This window comes from Natronococcus sp. A-GB1 (assembly GCF_029688845.1).
Classification (GTDB): Archaea; Halobacteriota; Halobacteria; order Halobacteriales; family Natrialbaceae; genus Natronococcus.
In genome coordinates this window covers 159,801-172,415 of the sequence record NZ_JARUKW010000003.1, presented here as the reverse complement: position 1 = coordinate 172,415, position 12,615 = coordinate 159,801, and the positions used below count along the sequence as shown (strand labels likewise).

The 12,615-nt window shown below is 66.5% G+C and carries 14 protein-coding genes; 5 read left to right on the top strand and 9 right to left on the bottom strand.

Annotated features, from left to right (window positions below; all coding sequences use genetic code 11):
• Positions 1-40: 40 nt before the first annotated feature.
• Both QA600_RS05340 and QA600_RS05335 read left to right on the top strand, forming a co-directional pair.
• Complete coding sequence (locus QA600_RS05340) at positions 41-397, top strand: DNA-binding protein (protein WP_005553060.1); 357 nt, start codon at positions 41-43, stop codon at positions 395-397.
• A complete protein-coding gene (locus QA600_RS05335) occupies positions 397-987 on the top strand; it encodes an alpha hydrolase (protein ID WP_278290927.1) in 591 nt (196 codons plus the stop codon). Before QA600_RS05340 ends, QA600_RS05335 begins: the two co-directional genes overlap by 1 nt.
• 4 nt (positions 988-991) lie before the next feature.
• Here the strand turns inward: QA600_RS05335 and QA600_RS05330 are convergent, their stop codons facing one another.
• Positions 992-1,516 carry a TspO/MBR family protein gene (locus QA600_RS05330; protein ID WP_278290926.1) on the bottom strand — a complete coding sequence of 175 codons (525 nt, stop codon included), beginning with the start codon at positions 1,514-1,516 and terminating at the stop codon, positions 992-994.
• 138 nt (positions 1,517-1,654) lie between these two features.
• Between QA600_RS05330 and hisS the strand changes: the two genes are divergently transcribed.
• Positions 1,655-2,953, top strand: coding sequence for a histidine--tRNA ligase (gene hisS / locus QA600_RS05325; RefSeq protein ID WP_278290925.1), 1,299 nt, complete (start codon positions 1,655-1,657; stop codon positions 2,951-2,953).
• Between the two features lie 12 nt (positions 2,954-2,965).
• On the opposite strand, the gene QA600_RS05320 is transcribed toward hisS, so the two are convergent.
• Together QA600_RS05320 and QA600_RS05315 are read right to left on the bottom strand one after the other, a co-directional pair.
• Positions 2,966-4,396: an MATE family efflux transporter gene (locus tag QA600_RS05320; RefSeq protein ID WP_278290924.1), complete on the bottom strand. Its 1,431-nt coding sequence runs from the start codon at positions 4,394-4,396 to the stop codon at positions 2,966-2,968.
• Positions 4,397-4,478: 82 nt separating this feature from the next.
• Positions 4,479-5,570 carry a geranylgeranyl reductase family protein gene (locus tag QA600_RS05315; protein ID WP_278290923.1) on the bottom strand — a complete coding sequence of 364 codons (1,092 nt, stop codon included), beginning with the start codon at positions 5,568-5,570 and terminating at the stop codon, positions 4,479-4,481.
• 129 nt (positions 5,571-5,699) lie between these two features.
• On the opposite strand from QA600_RS05315, the gene QA600_RS05310 reads away from it, so the two are divergent.
• On the top strand, positions 5,700-6,077 hold the full coding sequence (locus QA600_RS05310; RefSeq protein WP_278290922.1) for a hypothetical protein: 378 nt from the start codon (positions 5,700-5,702) through the stop codon (positions 6,075-6,077).
• Positions 6,078-6,194: 117 nt separating this feature from the next.
• On the opposite strand, the gene QA600_RS05305 is transcribed toward QA600_RS05310, so the two are convergent.
• The 5 genes from QA600_RS05305 to QA600_RS05285 form a co-directional block, all read right to left on the bottom strand.
• Positions 6,195-6,584, bottom strand: a complete 390-nt coding sequence (locus tag QA600_RS05305; RefSeq protein ID WP_278290921.1) for a hypothetical protein — start codon at positions 6,582-6,584, stop codon at positions 6,195-6,197.
• A 488-nt stretch (positions 6,585-7,072) separates the two neighbouring features.
• Positions 7,073-7,555, bottom strand: coding sequence for a hypothetical protein (locus tag QA600_RS05300; protein ID WP_278290920.1), 483 nt, complete (start codon positions 7,553-7,555; stop codon positions 7,073-7,075).
• A gap of 182 nt (positions 7,556-7,737) precedes the next feature.
• Positions 7,738-8,754, bottom strand: coding sequence for a peptidoglycan recognition family protein (locus tag QA600_RS05295; protein WP_278290919.1), 1,017 nt, complete (start codon positions 8,752-8,754; stop codon positions 7,738-7,740).
• Positions 8,755-8,990: 236 nt separating this feature from the next.
• On the bottom strand, positions 8,991-10,094 hold the full coding sequence (locus tag QA600_RS05290; protein ID WP_278290918.1) for a putative sulfate/molybdate transporter: 1,104 nt from the start codon (positions 10,092-10,094) through the stop codon (positions 8,991-8,993).
• Between the two features lie 75 nt (positions 10,095-10,169).
• Positions 10,170-11,042, bottom strand: a complete 873-nt coding sequence (locus QA600_RS05285; protein WP_278290917.1) for a dihydrodipicolinate synthase family protein — start codon at positions 11,040-11,042, stop codon at positions 10,170-10,172.
• 143 nt (positions 11,043-11,185) lie between these two features.
• On the opposite strand from QA600_RS05285, the gene QA600_RS05280 reads away from it, so the two are divergent.
• On the top strand, positions 11,186-11,716 hold the full coding sequence (locus QA600_RS05280) for a GNAT family N-acetyltransferase (RefSeq protein ID WP_278290916.1): 531 nt from the start codon (positions 11,186-11,188) through the stop codon (positions 11,714-11,716).
• Positions 11,717-11,734: 18 nt separating this feature from the next.
• On the opposite strand, the gene moeB is transcribed toward QA600_RS05280, so the two are convergent.
• Positions 11,735-12,598 (bottom strand): molybdopterin-synthase adenylyltransferase MoeB, encoded by an 864-nt coding sequence (moeB, locus tag QA600_RS05275; protein WP_278290915.1) that lies wholly within the window; start codon positions 12,596-12,598, stop codon positions 11,735-11,737.
• Between the last annotated feature and the right edge of the window lie 17 nt (positions 12,599-12,615).

Genomic DNA, 12,615 nt, shown 5'->3' with positions numbered 1-12,615 from the left:
GTCCGTAATCATTTTCTGCGCCCGCGCGCAACGTCTCCCTATGAGCGGCTCACCCGACGAGGAGAAACTCGAGGAGCTCCGACAGAAGAAAATGGAGCAGCTACAGGACCGCGCCGAGGGGGGCGGCGAGGCCGACCGGGCGAGCCAGGAGGCCGCCCAGCAGCAGGCCGAAGCCCAGAAGCAGGCGCTGCTCCGCCAGCACCTGACCGACGACGCGCGAAAGCGGCTCAACACGGTCAAGATGAGCAAGGAACAGTTCGGCGAACAGGTCGAACAGCAGGTAATCGCGCTGGCTCGCAGCGGACGCATCCAGGGCAAGATCGACGACGAGAAGATGAAACAGCTCCTCCAGGAGCTCAAACCCGACTCGAAGAGCTTCGACATCAAGCGTCGCTGATGGAGCTCGGACTGCTCTACAGCGGGGGCAAGGATTCGACGCTCGCGGCGCTGGTCCTCGAGGAGTTTTACGACGTCACGCTCGTCACGGTCAGCTTCGGCATCAGCGACGACTGGAAACACGCCCGCGAGACCGCCGACACCGCCGGCTTCGGGTTCGAACGCCTCGAGCTCGAGCGCGAGGTCGCCCGGGAGGCCGTCGAGCGGATCCGCGAGGACGGCTTTCCCCGCAACGGGATCCAGCACGTCCACCAGCACGCCCTCGAGGCCCTCGCCGAGGACCGCTTCGACGCGGTTGCCGACGGCACCCGCCGGGACGACCGCGTGCCGACCGTCTCGCGGGCTCAGGCCCAGAGCCTCGAGGACCGCCACGGCGTCGACTATATCGCGCCGCTGTCGGGGTTCGGTCGTCGCGCGGTCGACCGGCTCGTCGAGGCTCACCTCGAGGTAACCGTCGGGCCGAGCGAGTCGATTGACCGCGCAGACTACGAGGCGGAGCTGCGGGCGATCATCGCCGCAGAGGACGGCCCCGAAGCTATCGAGGAGCTGTTCCCCGACCACGAGCAGACGTACGTGACGAACGTCCGGTAGTATCCTACCGACCGCGGTTGCGTTTCCAGAGCCCGTAGTTCAGCGCCGTCGCGAACGCGACCCAGCACAGGTACGGCACCAGCAACAGCGCCGCCCGGCGATCGATGCGCGCGAACGCCGCGATCGTCACGGCGATCGCCGGCCCGAGCAACGCGATGACGACGAACCCCCCGAGAATCGATCGTCGGCCGAAGAAGACGAGCGACCAGAGGGCGTTCAACGCGAGCTGGGAGAGGAACACCCGTTCGGCCCGCCGTTTTCGCCTGGGGCTCGTCGTTCGTTCCCGACGAACCAGGTGCCACGCGATCCCCATCGTCGCGAACAGGGCCGTCCAGACGGGCGGAAACACCCATCCTGGCGGCGTTTTCGACGGTTGCTCGAGCGTCGGATACCACTCGCTCACGTCGTCGGCGGTCAGCAGACCGGGAACGACGCCGGCGAGCTCGCAGAAGCCGATGGCGAGACCCAGCTCCCGCCACTCGTCGCCGCCGATCGTCTCGGAGGGAGCCCGACCGATTCGTGGAGGCATACGACGTCTTCGTCAACGCCGTATAAATTCCTCCGCCCGCTCGAGAGACGAACCGTGCTCGTCGCAACGCCGTCCCGGATTCACGCGACCGACGCCCAAACGAAAGGTTAGAAGGTCGCCGTCGCCGAACGGTGGGGTATGTACGACGGCATCAAGGGGTTTCGTGACTTCTACCCCGGCGAGATGGCCGCCAGACGGGTGACCATCGACACGATCGAGGACGCCGCCCGCAGGTACGGCTTCCGCGAGATCGGGACGCCCGCACTCGAGCGCGCCGAAATGTGGACGGACAAGAGCGGCGACGAGATCGTCGAGGAGCTGTACGCCTTCGAAGATCAGGGCGGGCGCCACGTCACGCTGACCCCCGAGCTGACGCCGACGGTTGCGCGGATGGTCGTCGCGAAACAACAGGAGCTGTCGAAGCCGATCAAGTGGTTCTCGACGCGTCCGTTCTGGCGCTACGAGCAGGTCCAGCAGGGCCGCCAGCGCGAGTTCTACCAGACCAACGTCGACATCTTCGGCTCCTCGGAGCCCGAGGCCGACGCCGAAATTCTCGCGTGGGCCGCCGACGCGATGACTGGGCTCGGACTCACCGGCGACCACTTCGAGTTTCGGATCTCCCACCGCGACATCTTAGGCGGCGTGCTCGAGAGCTACGAGACCGACGTCGATACGACCGAGGCGATCCGGGCCGTCGACAAGTCGGGCAAGATCTCCACCACCGAGTACCACGATCTGCTCGTCGAGGCCGGCCTCTCCTACGACCAGGCCGCCGAGTTCGACGACCTGATCGCGGGCGGCGACCTTGAAGAAGTCGAATCCTTCGCGGGGACCGAGCGGGTTACGGCAGCCGTCGAGAACCTCCAGAACGTGCTCGCCGCCGCCGAGGACTTCGGCGCCCGCGAGTACTGCACGATCTCGCTCGAGACGGCCCGCGGGCTCGACTACTACACCGGCGTCGTCTTCGAGTGTTTCGACTCGACGGGCGAGGTCTCCCGGTCGATCTTCGGCGGCGGGCGCTACGACGATCTCATCGAGAGCTTCGGCGGCCAGCCGACTCCCGCGGTCGGGGTCGCGCCCGGCCACGCGACGCTGTCGCTGCTGTGTCAGCGTGCGGGCGTCTGGCCCGAGGAGGAAGTGACGACGGACTACTACGTGCTCCAAGTCGGCGACACCCGCCCCGAGGCTGCCCGCATCACCTGCGAGCTGCGCGAGCGGGGACACGTCGTCGAGACCGACGTCGCCGGCCGTTCTTTCGGTGCCCAGCTCGACTACGCGGACTCGGTTAACGCCGAAACGGTCGTCATCGTCGGCGAACAGGATCTCGCGAACGACGAGGTGACGGTCAAGGATATGGAGTCGGGCGACCAGCTCCAGACGCCGGTCGAGGAGTTCCCCGGCGACCTCGAGCGACCGACCTACGACGACCTCGCGTAGCGGTTCCCGTTTTCAGCTCGTCTCGGCGTCGGGGCGATACCGCCGGCTGACGGCCTTCCAGCGCCCGCGCCGGAACAGCCAGTAGTTGATCCCGCCGGGGACGTACGTCTCGAGCAGGAAGGCGAGGTAGAGCCCCGCGACGCCGAGCGGGGTGACGAGTCCGAGCGCCGCCGCGGGGAGCGCGAAGAGATACCGACCGATTAGCGAGGCCACCAGCGGCAGTCGGGTGTCCCCGGCGCCGAGCAAGGCGCCCGCGGCGGCGCCGTCGACGCCGAGTCCGATCGCGCTGACGGCACCGACCGCGACGAACGTCGCGGCCAGCGAGATCTCGTCAGGCTCGCTCACGAACAGCCCCGCGATCGGGTCGGCGAACGCGACGACGACGGCGGCGATCCCGACGTAACAGACCACCGAAAGGCGGACGATCCCCTCGCCGTAGGCGCCCGCTTCCTCCTCCTCGTTCGCGCCGAGGTGCTGGCCGACGAGCGAACTCGAGGCCAGTCCCATCCCCCAGTTGACGCTGTTGATCAGGCTGCGGACCCGACGACCGACCTCGAGGGCGGTGACGACGACCGGGCCGAACGAGGCGGCGATCCACAGCATGGGGAAGACGATGACACCTTGCGCGAGTCGGCGGCCGATCTCGGGCGTCGAGATCTCGACGAGGTCGCGGATCACGCCAGCCTCGAGCCACGGCCCCTCTCGGGTGATCGGAACGGGACTGGGCTCCATCCCGAGCGCGCCGTAGGAGCGTCCGACCATTCCCCAGGCGAGGACGACGGTGACGAAGCCAGTCGAGAGGGTCGTCCCGAGCGCAGCGCCGGCGACGCCCATGTCGAAGCCGAAGATGAAGAGTGCGCTGAGAACCACGTTTAGCACCGCGCCGCCGGCTCGAGCCATCATCTCGGTGAACGTGTCGCCGACGCCGGTGTAGGTGCGGCTGGCGATCAGATTGAGGAGTTCGAAGACGACGGCCGGCGCGACGTAGACGAGGTAGGTGCTGCCGTGGGCCAGCGACTCGGGGCCGGCGCCGAACAGCCCGATCAACCGATCGGGAACGAGGACGAACGCGGCCGCGAGCGGCAGCGAGATGATGACCGCGAGCAGGACGCTCTGGGTGACGACCAGCGACGCGCGCTCGTTCTCCTCGCCGCCGTAGTTCTGGGAGACGAGGCTGACGGTTCCGCCCGCCAGCCCGAGTCCGAGCATCGCGACGATCTCCCAGTAGGCAAGCGCGAACGCCAGACCCGCGGTGCCGGCAGTGCCGACGGCGATCCCGACCATCGCGAGGTCGGCAGTCTGCTTGGACATGATCGCGACCCCGGTGACGATCCGGGGCCAGGCGAGATCGACCGTCGGGCGCAGTCGCTCGGCGTCGATGATCCCCAGCCGCTCGAGGAGATTCGCGACGAGCGCGGCGATGGCCGCCAGCCGTCCGGTCATCGCTCGAGTGTTTCGCGACGAGGGGTTTCGGTTCGTTGCCTTCGGCTCCGGGAAGACACGTCCGAGCGACGCCTCAAGGGAGTCACGGCCGCAGTCTCGAGAGCATCGCCTTCAGGTGGGTCGGCGAAACGAGCGACGTCGGGCGATCCATGTGAACGCCGATCTCGCCCGACAGCGCGCTCAGTCCGATCCGCTGGATCGGCTCGGGCAGCGAGTAGGCCCGGCGAAGCCAGTGACCGAGCTGCTGGTCCCGTTCCAGGTCCTCGCGCCAGGCGTGTTCGTAGGCCGCGAGGCTGGTCGGACGCTCGGGGTCGATCTCGCGAGCAGCGTGGTCGGCAGCGGTCGTCCCGTAGAGGATCCCGCCGCCGGTGAACGGCTTGGTCTGGGCCGCAGCGTCGCCGATCAGGAAGCCTCGACGGCTCGTCACCCGATCCGCGGGGCCGATCGGGATCGCCCCCGAACACCGGTGAGCGACGTCGATCTCGTAGCCGTCGATCAGCTCCTCGAAGTGTTTGGTGACCTCGACGCCCGGCGGGGCCGCGAGGCCGTACTCGACGCCGGCCTCACCACGGGGGATCCGCCAGGCGAAAAAGGTCGGCGGCGTGAGGTGGACGTCGACGAAGTCCTGATAGTCGTCCTCCTCGGAGAACGCCAACACCCCGTGGAGCAGTTCGTCGGGCTCGGGGAGACCGAGCTCCTGGCGAACCCGCGATCGGGGGCCGTCACAGCCTGCGATCATCTTCGCCTCGTGGGTAACGGGCCCGTCGGGTCCGCTCGCGACGACCTCGACGCGGTCGCGCCGTTCCGTGACGCTCGTCACAGAATGGTTCTCTCTGACGTCGGCACCGGCCTCGCGAGCCAGGTCGGCGAGGTGACGATCCAGTCCGACGCGGTCGATGACGTTCGAGGCGGCCTCGCGTTTGTAGAAGGGGTAGGCGTCGCTGCGGGGGCCGCCGACGTGAAACCGCGCGCCGTGGATCTCGTTCTGGAGCAGTTCCTCGCGGGCGCCCTCGCCCGTGATACTCCAGATATCCGTACTGACGTGGCCCGAACAGGCCAGCGGCGTGCCGATCGTCCCCTGTTCGAGGGCGAGGACGTCGTGGCCGCGCTCGGCGGCTTGCCGGGCAAAGCGCGCGCCGGCGGGGCCGACGCCGACGACGACGAAATCATACATATTTCCTACGTCTCACTCGGACGGTAAGAAGCTCTCGAGTATCGCCCGCCGAGCGTCGACGGTCCTCACGTCAGTGTTACTGATTCCCGGTGAGAGGAGTTATAACCTGTCCGACAATACCTCGCACGTATGCAGACTGGGAACACGGTCGACGAACGAATGCTCGACCGCGAGCGACAGCTGCTCGCCGTCCTCGTCCTCGGTCCGCTCCTGCTCGCACAGGTCGTCCTGCTGTACGCAGGGTTTGGTGATCGCGGTGTCGTCGGATTCGTCCCCAGCCTGATTGGGGTCTACGCCTGCGGGGCAGTCGCCCTCGCCGTCCTCGTCGACCGCCACCGCACACTCGAGTTCCAGCTTCTGCTTTCGGGTGGACTGGCCGTCCTCACTGGAACCGCCGCGGTTCTGGTCCCGGCGACGACGTACACCGTCGGGGCGATCGGCTTCGCCGCGACGACGCTGTACTACGGCTGGCGCTGGTGGGCTCGAGAGGGTTCGGTTCGGCAGTAGTCGGGTCGAATCCGTCCCCTGGGTCGGGGCCGGTAGGAGAGAACACACTCCCGGGTCCCGGCCCGGGGTGGTACTGCTTGGCTATGGCGAACAAGCGCTCGATAGCAAACCTTCCTTTCAGCCGTCGATTTCGCGGGCGCTGAGTATATGTCCTATCACGTAGACGAACACGGAGGCGATCGCGCCGATTCCGAAGCTGGCCACGACTGCGGTCGAAACATCGAACTGAAACGCGATCACCGCTGCAACGAGTGCGGCCACCGCAGTCGTTGCGATCCGTCGGGCGCCACCGATCTCTCGGAACCAGTTTCCTGCCCGTAGACCACTCGCCGAGTTAGCCAGCGGTCCGAGGGAGCCGAGTCCCGTTAGAAACCCGATAGTCACCCATCCCCAGTGAATGGGGCCTGTCCCGATCAGGTGCCGCGACAGCACTATCAGTGCCAGAACTACGACGAACACGTCCGCCCACGTCGGCGCACGTTCCGGATACCACCGGTCCAGAACCATTGGATCAGCCATATCTAGATTTGGATATAAGCATTGGGGCACAGTATTGGTATCCGTAGTTGGGAGCACGGGTTCGGTATTCGGAGTAGGTGGTGAGACTCGCGTTCAGTAGAGGCCAAGTAGGTACCGCTGTAAATTGGGGATGTTGACTTTCATCAAGAGAAGCGCACGAATACAGTCCTGAATTATTTGTCAACTCTCGTCTGGGAAGGGAGAAATAGACTTACGAGCGTGAGTACCAGTCCACCCCAGAGTAATATATAGTGAATATTTGTAACAGCAGCAGTGGTGAAGTTCGTACTAACTATCCAAAACCCACCTACTATCGAGAGGTGTAGCCCAACGAGACTGAGGTGTATCCTGTTCATATAAGAATTGATTTATATTAGATATAAATTCTTTGTGCTTCAAAACTATCTCTTTGACAAGAATTGTAGTGTTCCGTTCGCATCTCTACGTAACGGACCGATGGTTCGGCCGAATCGTATCTACGCTCGAGGATCGACGTCCGGTCCCGGATACTCCCCGCCGACGGTCGCCTCGTAGAGGCTCTCGGGATCGAACAGCCGGGCGAACGCGTCCGGCGGACGGACACTGACCGAAACGCGGGGCTGAAGTGAGAGCCCCGCCTGCGCGGAGTTCAGCCGTTCGTCGTACGAGAGGAGGTGTGCCGCCTGCCCCTGGTAGGCCGAGGCGAGCGCCGGGTGGTCGTCCTCTGGCTGGTCGACCGCGATGCGGTCGGCCTCGAGGCGCTCGCGGTGGTCGGCCGCGAGCTCCGGGTCGGCCAGCGAGGCGACCAGCCGTTCGGTCTCGGCGAGCAGTTCGTCGCTTGCGACCAGCTCGAGCCAGGAGTGGCGACGGACGTGATCGAGCGCCTCGCGGGCCTCGCCGCCGACGAGCAGGTCGGCCGCGAGCACCGCCGGATCGGCGACGACTCGAGTGGGTTCGGGCTCGTCGCGGCGCTCACGCATCGTCGTCCTCGGTCCCCGCCTCGTACGTTGCTCGGACGTCCTCGAGGTTGACGTCGTACTCCGCTCCTCGCTCGAACAGATCGAACCATCGCGCAGTCATGGGTAGACCTTGGACGAGGACGGTGAAAACGGCACGGAAAGACGTAATTGAACGATGAGCGAAGACCGTGCCCGCAGCCGGCTCAGGCGTGCTCGAGGTACCGCTCGGCACACCAGACCCATTCGCTGTAGCTCGGAAAGTGAATACCCCACCAGGTGTAGCCGTCGTTGTCCTCGGGGCCGTTCATGATTTCGCCTTCCGTTCCCTCCGGGTAGGTCCGCTTGGTGTCGTAGTCGAGACCGGGACCGTCGCGGCCGTTGAGATCGACCGTCGTTTGGATCCAGTCACCGTCCTCGAACGTGTGACCGCCGCCACCGCCGTCGTCCCCGTCGAGAAACGACCGATATCGATCGTTCTCCCAGTCGGGGCCGGGACAGCTCTTGGCCGGCATATCCTTGCACGTTCCGTTCGACGTGTAGTCCTGGGGCGCGTGGCGGTGCGTGATGATGCCGCCCGGATGCTCGCACATCGCGGACGGGTGGTCGTAGAAGTCGGTCGGGACGTCGTAGTGATCGGCCAGGTAGCGGACGAGGTCGGCAGACGTCCGGTAACACTCGTCAGTGAAGTAGTTCCCGTAGTCCTCGTGCCACTCGTGTTCGATGCCGATCGAGTTGGCGTTCGACCCGCGGGCGTGGTGGGCGATGTCGGCGTGATTGACCATCTGCGTACAGTGACCCGGAGCGCCCGACGTGTGATCGTAGTTGCTGACCACGTAGTGAGCGCTGACGTTGCGGTCGTTGTCCCGCTGGAAGTAGTCGATGCAGCCCTGGTAGGTGGTCACCGCGCAGTGGACGACGATCCAGTTGATGTCCGCCGCGCCACGACTCGCCGAGGTGTAGTTGCTCGAGTGGGCCGAGACGTACTGGTCGGAGGGGTGGTCGTCCCGGTGGTGTGCACTCACCGGAACCGACGCGCCGCTTCCGATTCCCGTCACTACGAGCCCGGAGACGGCCGTCTTCTTCAGCAGACTCCGTCTCGAGCCCGTGCTATCGGTCGAATCTCGAGAGCCGTCGCCTGCCCCGCAGCCGCCCGCCGTCAGCCGATCGTCGTAGTCGTCGGTCGGTTCCGTCGCTTCGTCCGAATGGTGGTATCGACACATCGTTTCGTGTGGTTAATCGTCCCGGAGGATGCCGCCGCCGGCCCGTTGGTTTCACTATTCGAAAGATTGCTTTTACCTGATTCAGTTCTGTTGTTGTCCTGCTTTCCAGTCATGTATGCCAATATCAAACATAAGTTTTGGTGAACGTACGCTGATGAATACCGCGCGGATCCTCGCGCGGACGGTCGTGAAATGGCGTGCAGACGGGTGTACCGGACGAGAACAAGGAGCCGCCGTCACTCCGGGCGGGAAGCGACCCAGAAGACGACGGCGCCGAGCACGAACGCGACGCCGACGTTGACCGCGAGACCGACGACGCCGACACCGACGACCAGTGCGAGCGCCCGTCCGTCGTCGACGGGGGCGAACGCGGCCCGTCCGAGCTCAAGGGCGACGACGACCAGCAGGACGCCGAGCAGCGCCATCGGAAAGGCGGCGAGCAGGGCACCGGCGGCGACCAGCGCGAGGGCGAGGTAGCCGATCCCGAGCAGGACGTTCGCCCCGCCGGTTCGGGCGCCGAAGGCGTACTTGCCCGCGAGCCCGCCGCTGCCGTGACACATCGGGACCCCGCCGATCGGGACCGCCGCGAGGCAGGTGACACCCATGCTTTGCGAGAGGTCGTCGGCCCGAACGTCCCGATCGTAGAGGTCGCCGCAGAGCAGGGCGGTCGCGATGGCCGCGTTGCCGACCGTCATTCCGAGCTGGGCGACGGTGGCCTCGAGCGCCCCCGCCGTGAACGACGGCCCGCCGGCGGGGAAGAGCGCGGGCTCGGGCACCCGTGGTGTCGGGACGCCCGCGGTTGCGACGGCCGCGACGGCACCGAGCAGCAGAACGACGAGAACACTGGTCTGACGGTAGCCGACGACGGCGAGGACGGCGACGACGGCGAGCCCGGCCGCCGCGACGGGGAGGCTCTCGAGGGAGAGCCCGACCGCGGACTCGAGCAACAGCAGGGCGACTGCGAACTGCACGCCCCGGATGACGGGCTCGCCGACGACCCGCTGGAGGTGGCCGACGAGTCCGAACCGGCCGACGGCGAGCAACACGACACCGGCGAGTAGTCCGGCTGCGGCGAGTTCGGGATACGAGAGCGAGCCGACGATCGCCAGCCCGATCAGGGCCTTCATCGGCTCGACGGAGAGGGGCATCCCGTAGTACAGCCCCCAGACGATCTGGAAGACGCCGAAGCCGACGAGAACGTGGGGTAACGAAACGGACGTCGTCGCGGCCAGCGCGACGACGAGCGGAAGGACCGTAACCGAATCTCCTAGCGCACCCGTCAGTTCGGACGTCGAGAACTCGAGGTCTCGGTTGGTCTCCGAACCGATTGAGTACGCCATCTACCCGCCATTTGGCGGGGGAGAACTTGACGCTTTTCAGTAACCCTGTGCGATTCATTCGTCCGCCCTCAATAACTAAGTCTGGTTACGTTTGAGGGTTCGCTCGAGAATTGACTCGAGATCGGTTTTCGCGTCGGCTTCGAGTTCGCGAAGCGGTCGCCGAGGGCGGCCGACCGACTGCCCCCGCATCGCGAGGGCGGCCTTGACGCCGGGGACGCCGAACCGCGAGGTGACGGCGTGGTTGAGTTCGACGATCACGGCGTTTCGCTCGCGGGCCGCGCCGGATCGATCCTCGCGGTCGAGCCGGTAGATCTCGCTTGCGCGCTCGGGGACGACGTTGGCGACCGCGAGCACGCCGCCGTCAGCACCCACGGCGAGCCCGGCCGCGTAGACGCTCCCGCTGCCGACGAGGACCGAGAAGGCGTCGTCGGTGTGATCGAGCAGGCGCTGGATCGACTCGAGACTCCCGCTCGAGTCCTTGATCCCGGCGATGTTCTCGTGAGTCGCGAGCGCCGCGACCGTCTCGGGGGTAAGCACCCGACCTGTGAACTTGGGGACGCTGTAGAGGTAGATCGGGATCGGCGAGGCGCTCGCGACCTCCTCGTAGTACGCGACGAGGGCCGCCTCGTCGGTCCCGTAGTAGGAGGGCGTGACCACGAGCGCGGCGTCGGCGCCGGCCTCGGCCGCGCGCTCGGTCGTCTCGAGAGTCGGCTCGAGTCCCTCCCGGCCGGTGCCGGCGACCACCGAGAGATCGGTCGCCGAGGTGACCGTCTCGACGACCGCGACACGTTCGTCGGTCGTCAGCGCCGGCCCCTCGCCGGTCGAGCCACAGGGAACCAGGAAGTCGACGCCGGAGCGCTCGAGCCACTCGGCGAGCGCCCGCAGTCGCTCGTGATCGACCGCGCCGTCGGCGAACGGAGTGACAAGGGGAACGCCGGTACCGTGCATGGGTCGGGGTACGACCGTCGCCCACATGGAACGTGGGGTTCGGGCAGTTCGCTGTGGACGGATGGACGGAGCGGGTGTTCGAGAAACGAGGGTGGATGACACGCGACCCGAGCGACTTTGGGCGACGACGACGAGCCGAGAGTATGGAACTGCGCCGTCTCGAGCCGGGAGCGACGGACGCTCGAGCGATAACCCGCGTCAACGCGCTGGCCTTCCGCGAGGCCTACGACGGCCTGCTCCCCGACGAGGTGCTCGCGGGGTTCGGCGCCGACGCGTCCGACGAGCAGCTCCGGGAGTACGCCGACCGCCTGCGCGAGGATCGGAACGGGATCTTCCTGGCGGAACTCGAGGGCGAGGTTCGGGGCTACGGCTACGTCCGGTGGGGCGAGGGGACGAAGGCGTTCGTCGGCCCGGAGGAAGCGGGCCTCAAGGAGCTGTACGTCGAACCCGACTACTGGGGCGAGGGGATCGGAACGGCGCTGCTCGAGCGGTGTCTCGAGGTGCTACCGGGGGAGACCGAGCGACTGTGCCTCGAGACGCTGGCCGGAAACGAGGTCGGGCGACGGTTTTACGAGGCCCGAGGGTTCGAGCGAACCGGACGCTCGGAGTTCGAGATCGCCGGCGAGGCGTACCCGACGGCGATCTACGCGCTCGAGCTGGCACCGGAGCGCTGAAAGCGACGGACGGAGGCGTCAGTCGGCCGATATCGAACAGCTCCCCTTGTAAGCGACGTCCTCGACTGATTCGATCTCGGGCTCGTCGCCACAGACCGGACACTCCGGATTCGCGAGAACGTCGACGGTGTCGAACGTCATCCCCATCGCGTCGTACATCAGGAGCCGTCCCTCGAGCAGGTCGCCCTTGCCGAGGAGGTACTTGACGACCTCGGTGGCCTGGATGCAGCCCACCGTCCCGGGGAGGACACCGAGCACGCCCGTCGTCGCGCAGTCGGGAACGGTACCGGGCTGGGGCGCCTCGGGGAAGATACAGCGGTAACACGGCGGGTCGTCGGCCCCCTGACCCTCCGAGTCGGCTGCGTTCCCGCCCCGGTCGTTCGTAAACATCGTCACCTGCCCCTCGAAGCGGTAGATCGCGCCGTGAGAGAGCGGCGTTCCCGTCAGCACGCAGTGATCGTTGAGCAGGTAGCGGGTGCCGAAGTTGTCGCTGGCGTCCAGGACGACGTCGTACTCCTCGACCAGCTCTGCGACGTTCGCCGCCGACAGGCGGGTCTCGTAGGTGTCGACGTCGACGTCGGGGTTTAGCGCCGCGACGTAGTCGGCCGCGCTGTCGACTTTCGGTCGGCCGACGTCGTCGTCGGCGTGGACGATCTGGCGCTGCAGGTTCGAGCGCTCGACGACGTCGTCGTCGACGATTCCCAGCCGGCCGATCCCCGCGGCCGCAAGGTACTGAATCGCCGGCGATCCCAGTCCTCCTGCACCGACGACGAGGACGCTGCCCTCGAGCAGGCGCTGCTGGCCCTCGGGGCCGATCTCGTCCATGATGACGTGTCTCGAGTAGCGATCGAGCTGCGTCGCGTCGAGGCGGAGTTCGCTCATACCCGATCTTCGTGCGA

Bases quoted from the DNA above. Each gene is read 5' to 3' on its own strand.
- QA600_RS05340 (WP_005553060.1), top strand. From the start codon at position 41: ATGAGCGGCTCACCCGACGAGGAGAAACTCGAGGAGCTCCGACAGAAG.
- QA600_RS05335 (WP_278290927.1), top strand. From the start codon at position 397: ATGGAGCTCGGACTGCTCTACAGCGGGGGCAAGGATTCGACGCTCGCG.
- QA600_RS05330 (WP_278290926.1), bottom strand. From the start codon at position 1,516: ATGCCTCCACGAATCGGTCGGGCTCCCTCCGAGACGATCGGCGGCGAC.
- hisS (WP_278290925.1), top strand. From the start codon at position 1,655: ATGTACGACGGCATCAAGGGGTTTCGTGACTTCTACCCCGGCGAGATG.
- QA600_RS05320 (WP_278290924.1), bottom strand. From the start codon at position 4,396: ATGACCGGACGGCTGGCGGCCATCGCCGCGCTCGTCGCGAATCTCCTC.
- QA600_RS05315 (WP_278290923.1), bottom strand. From the start codon at position 5,570: ATGTATGATTTCGTCGTCGTCGGCGTCGGCCCCGCCGGCGCGCGCTTT.
- QA600_RS05310 (WP_278290922.1), top strand. From the start codon at position 5,700: ATGCAGACTGGGAACACGGTCGACGAACGAATGCTCGACCGCGAGCGA.
- QA600_RS05305 (WP_278290921.1), bottom strand. From the start codon at position 6,584: ATGGTTCTGGACCGGTGGTATCCGGAACGTGCGCCGACGTGGGCGGAC.
- QA600_RS05300 (WP_278290920.1), bottom strand. From the start codon at position 7,555: ATGCGTGAGCGCCGCGACGAGCCCGAACCCACTCGAGTCGTCGCCGAT.
- QA600_RS05295 (WP_278290919.1), bottom strand. From the start codon at position 8,754: ATGTGTCGATACCACCATTCGGACGAAGCGACGGAACCGACCGACGAC.
- QA600_RS05290 (WP_278290918.1), bottom strand. From the start codon at position 10,094: ATGGCGTACTCAATCGGTTCGGAGACCAACCGAGACCTCGAGTTCTCG.
- QA600_RS05285 (WP_278290917.1), bottom strand. From the start codon at position 11,042: ATGCACGGTACCGGCGTTCCCCTTGTCACTCCGTTCGCCGACGGCGCG.
- QA600_RS05280 (WP_278290916.1), top strand. From the start codon at position 11,186: ATGGAACTGCGCCGTCTCGAGCCGGGAGCGACGGACGCTCGAGCGATA.
- moeB (WP_278290915.1), bottom strand. From the start codon at position 12,598: ATGAGCGAACTCCGCCTCGACGCGACGCAGCTCGATCGCTACTCGAGA.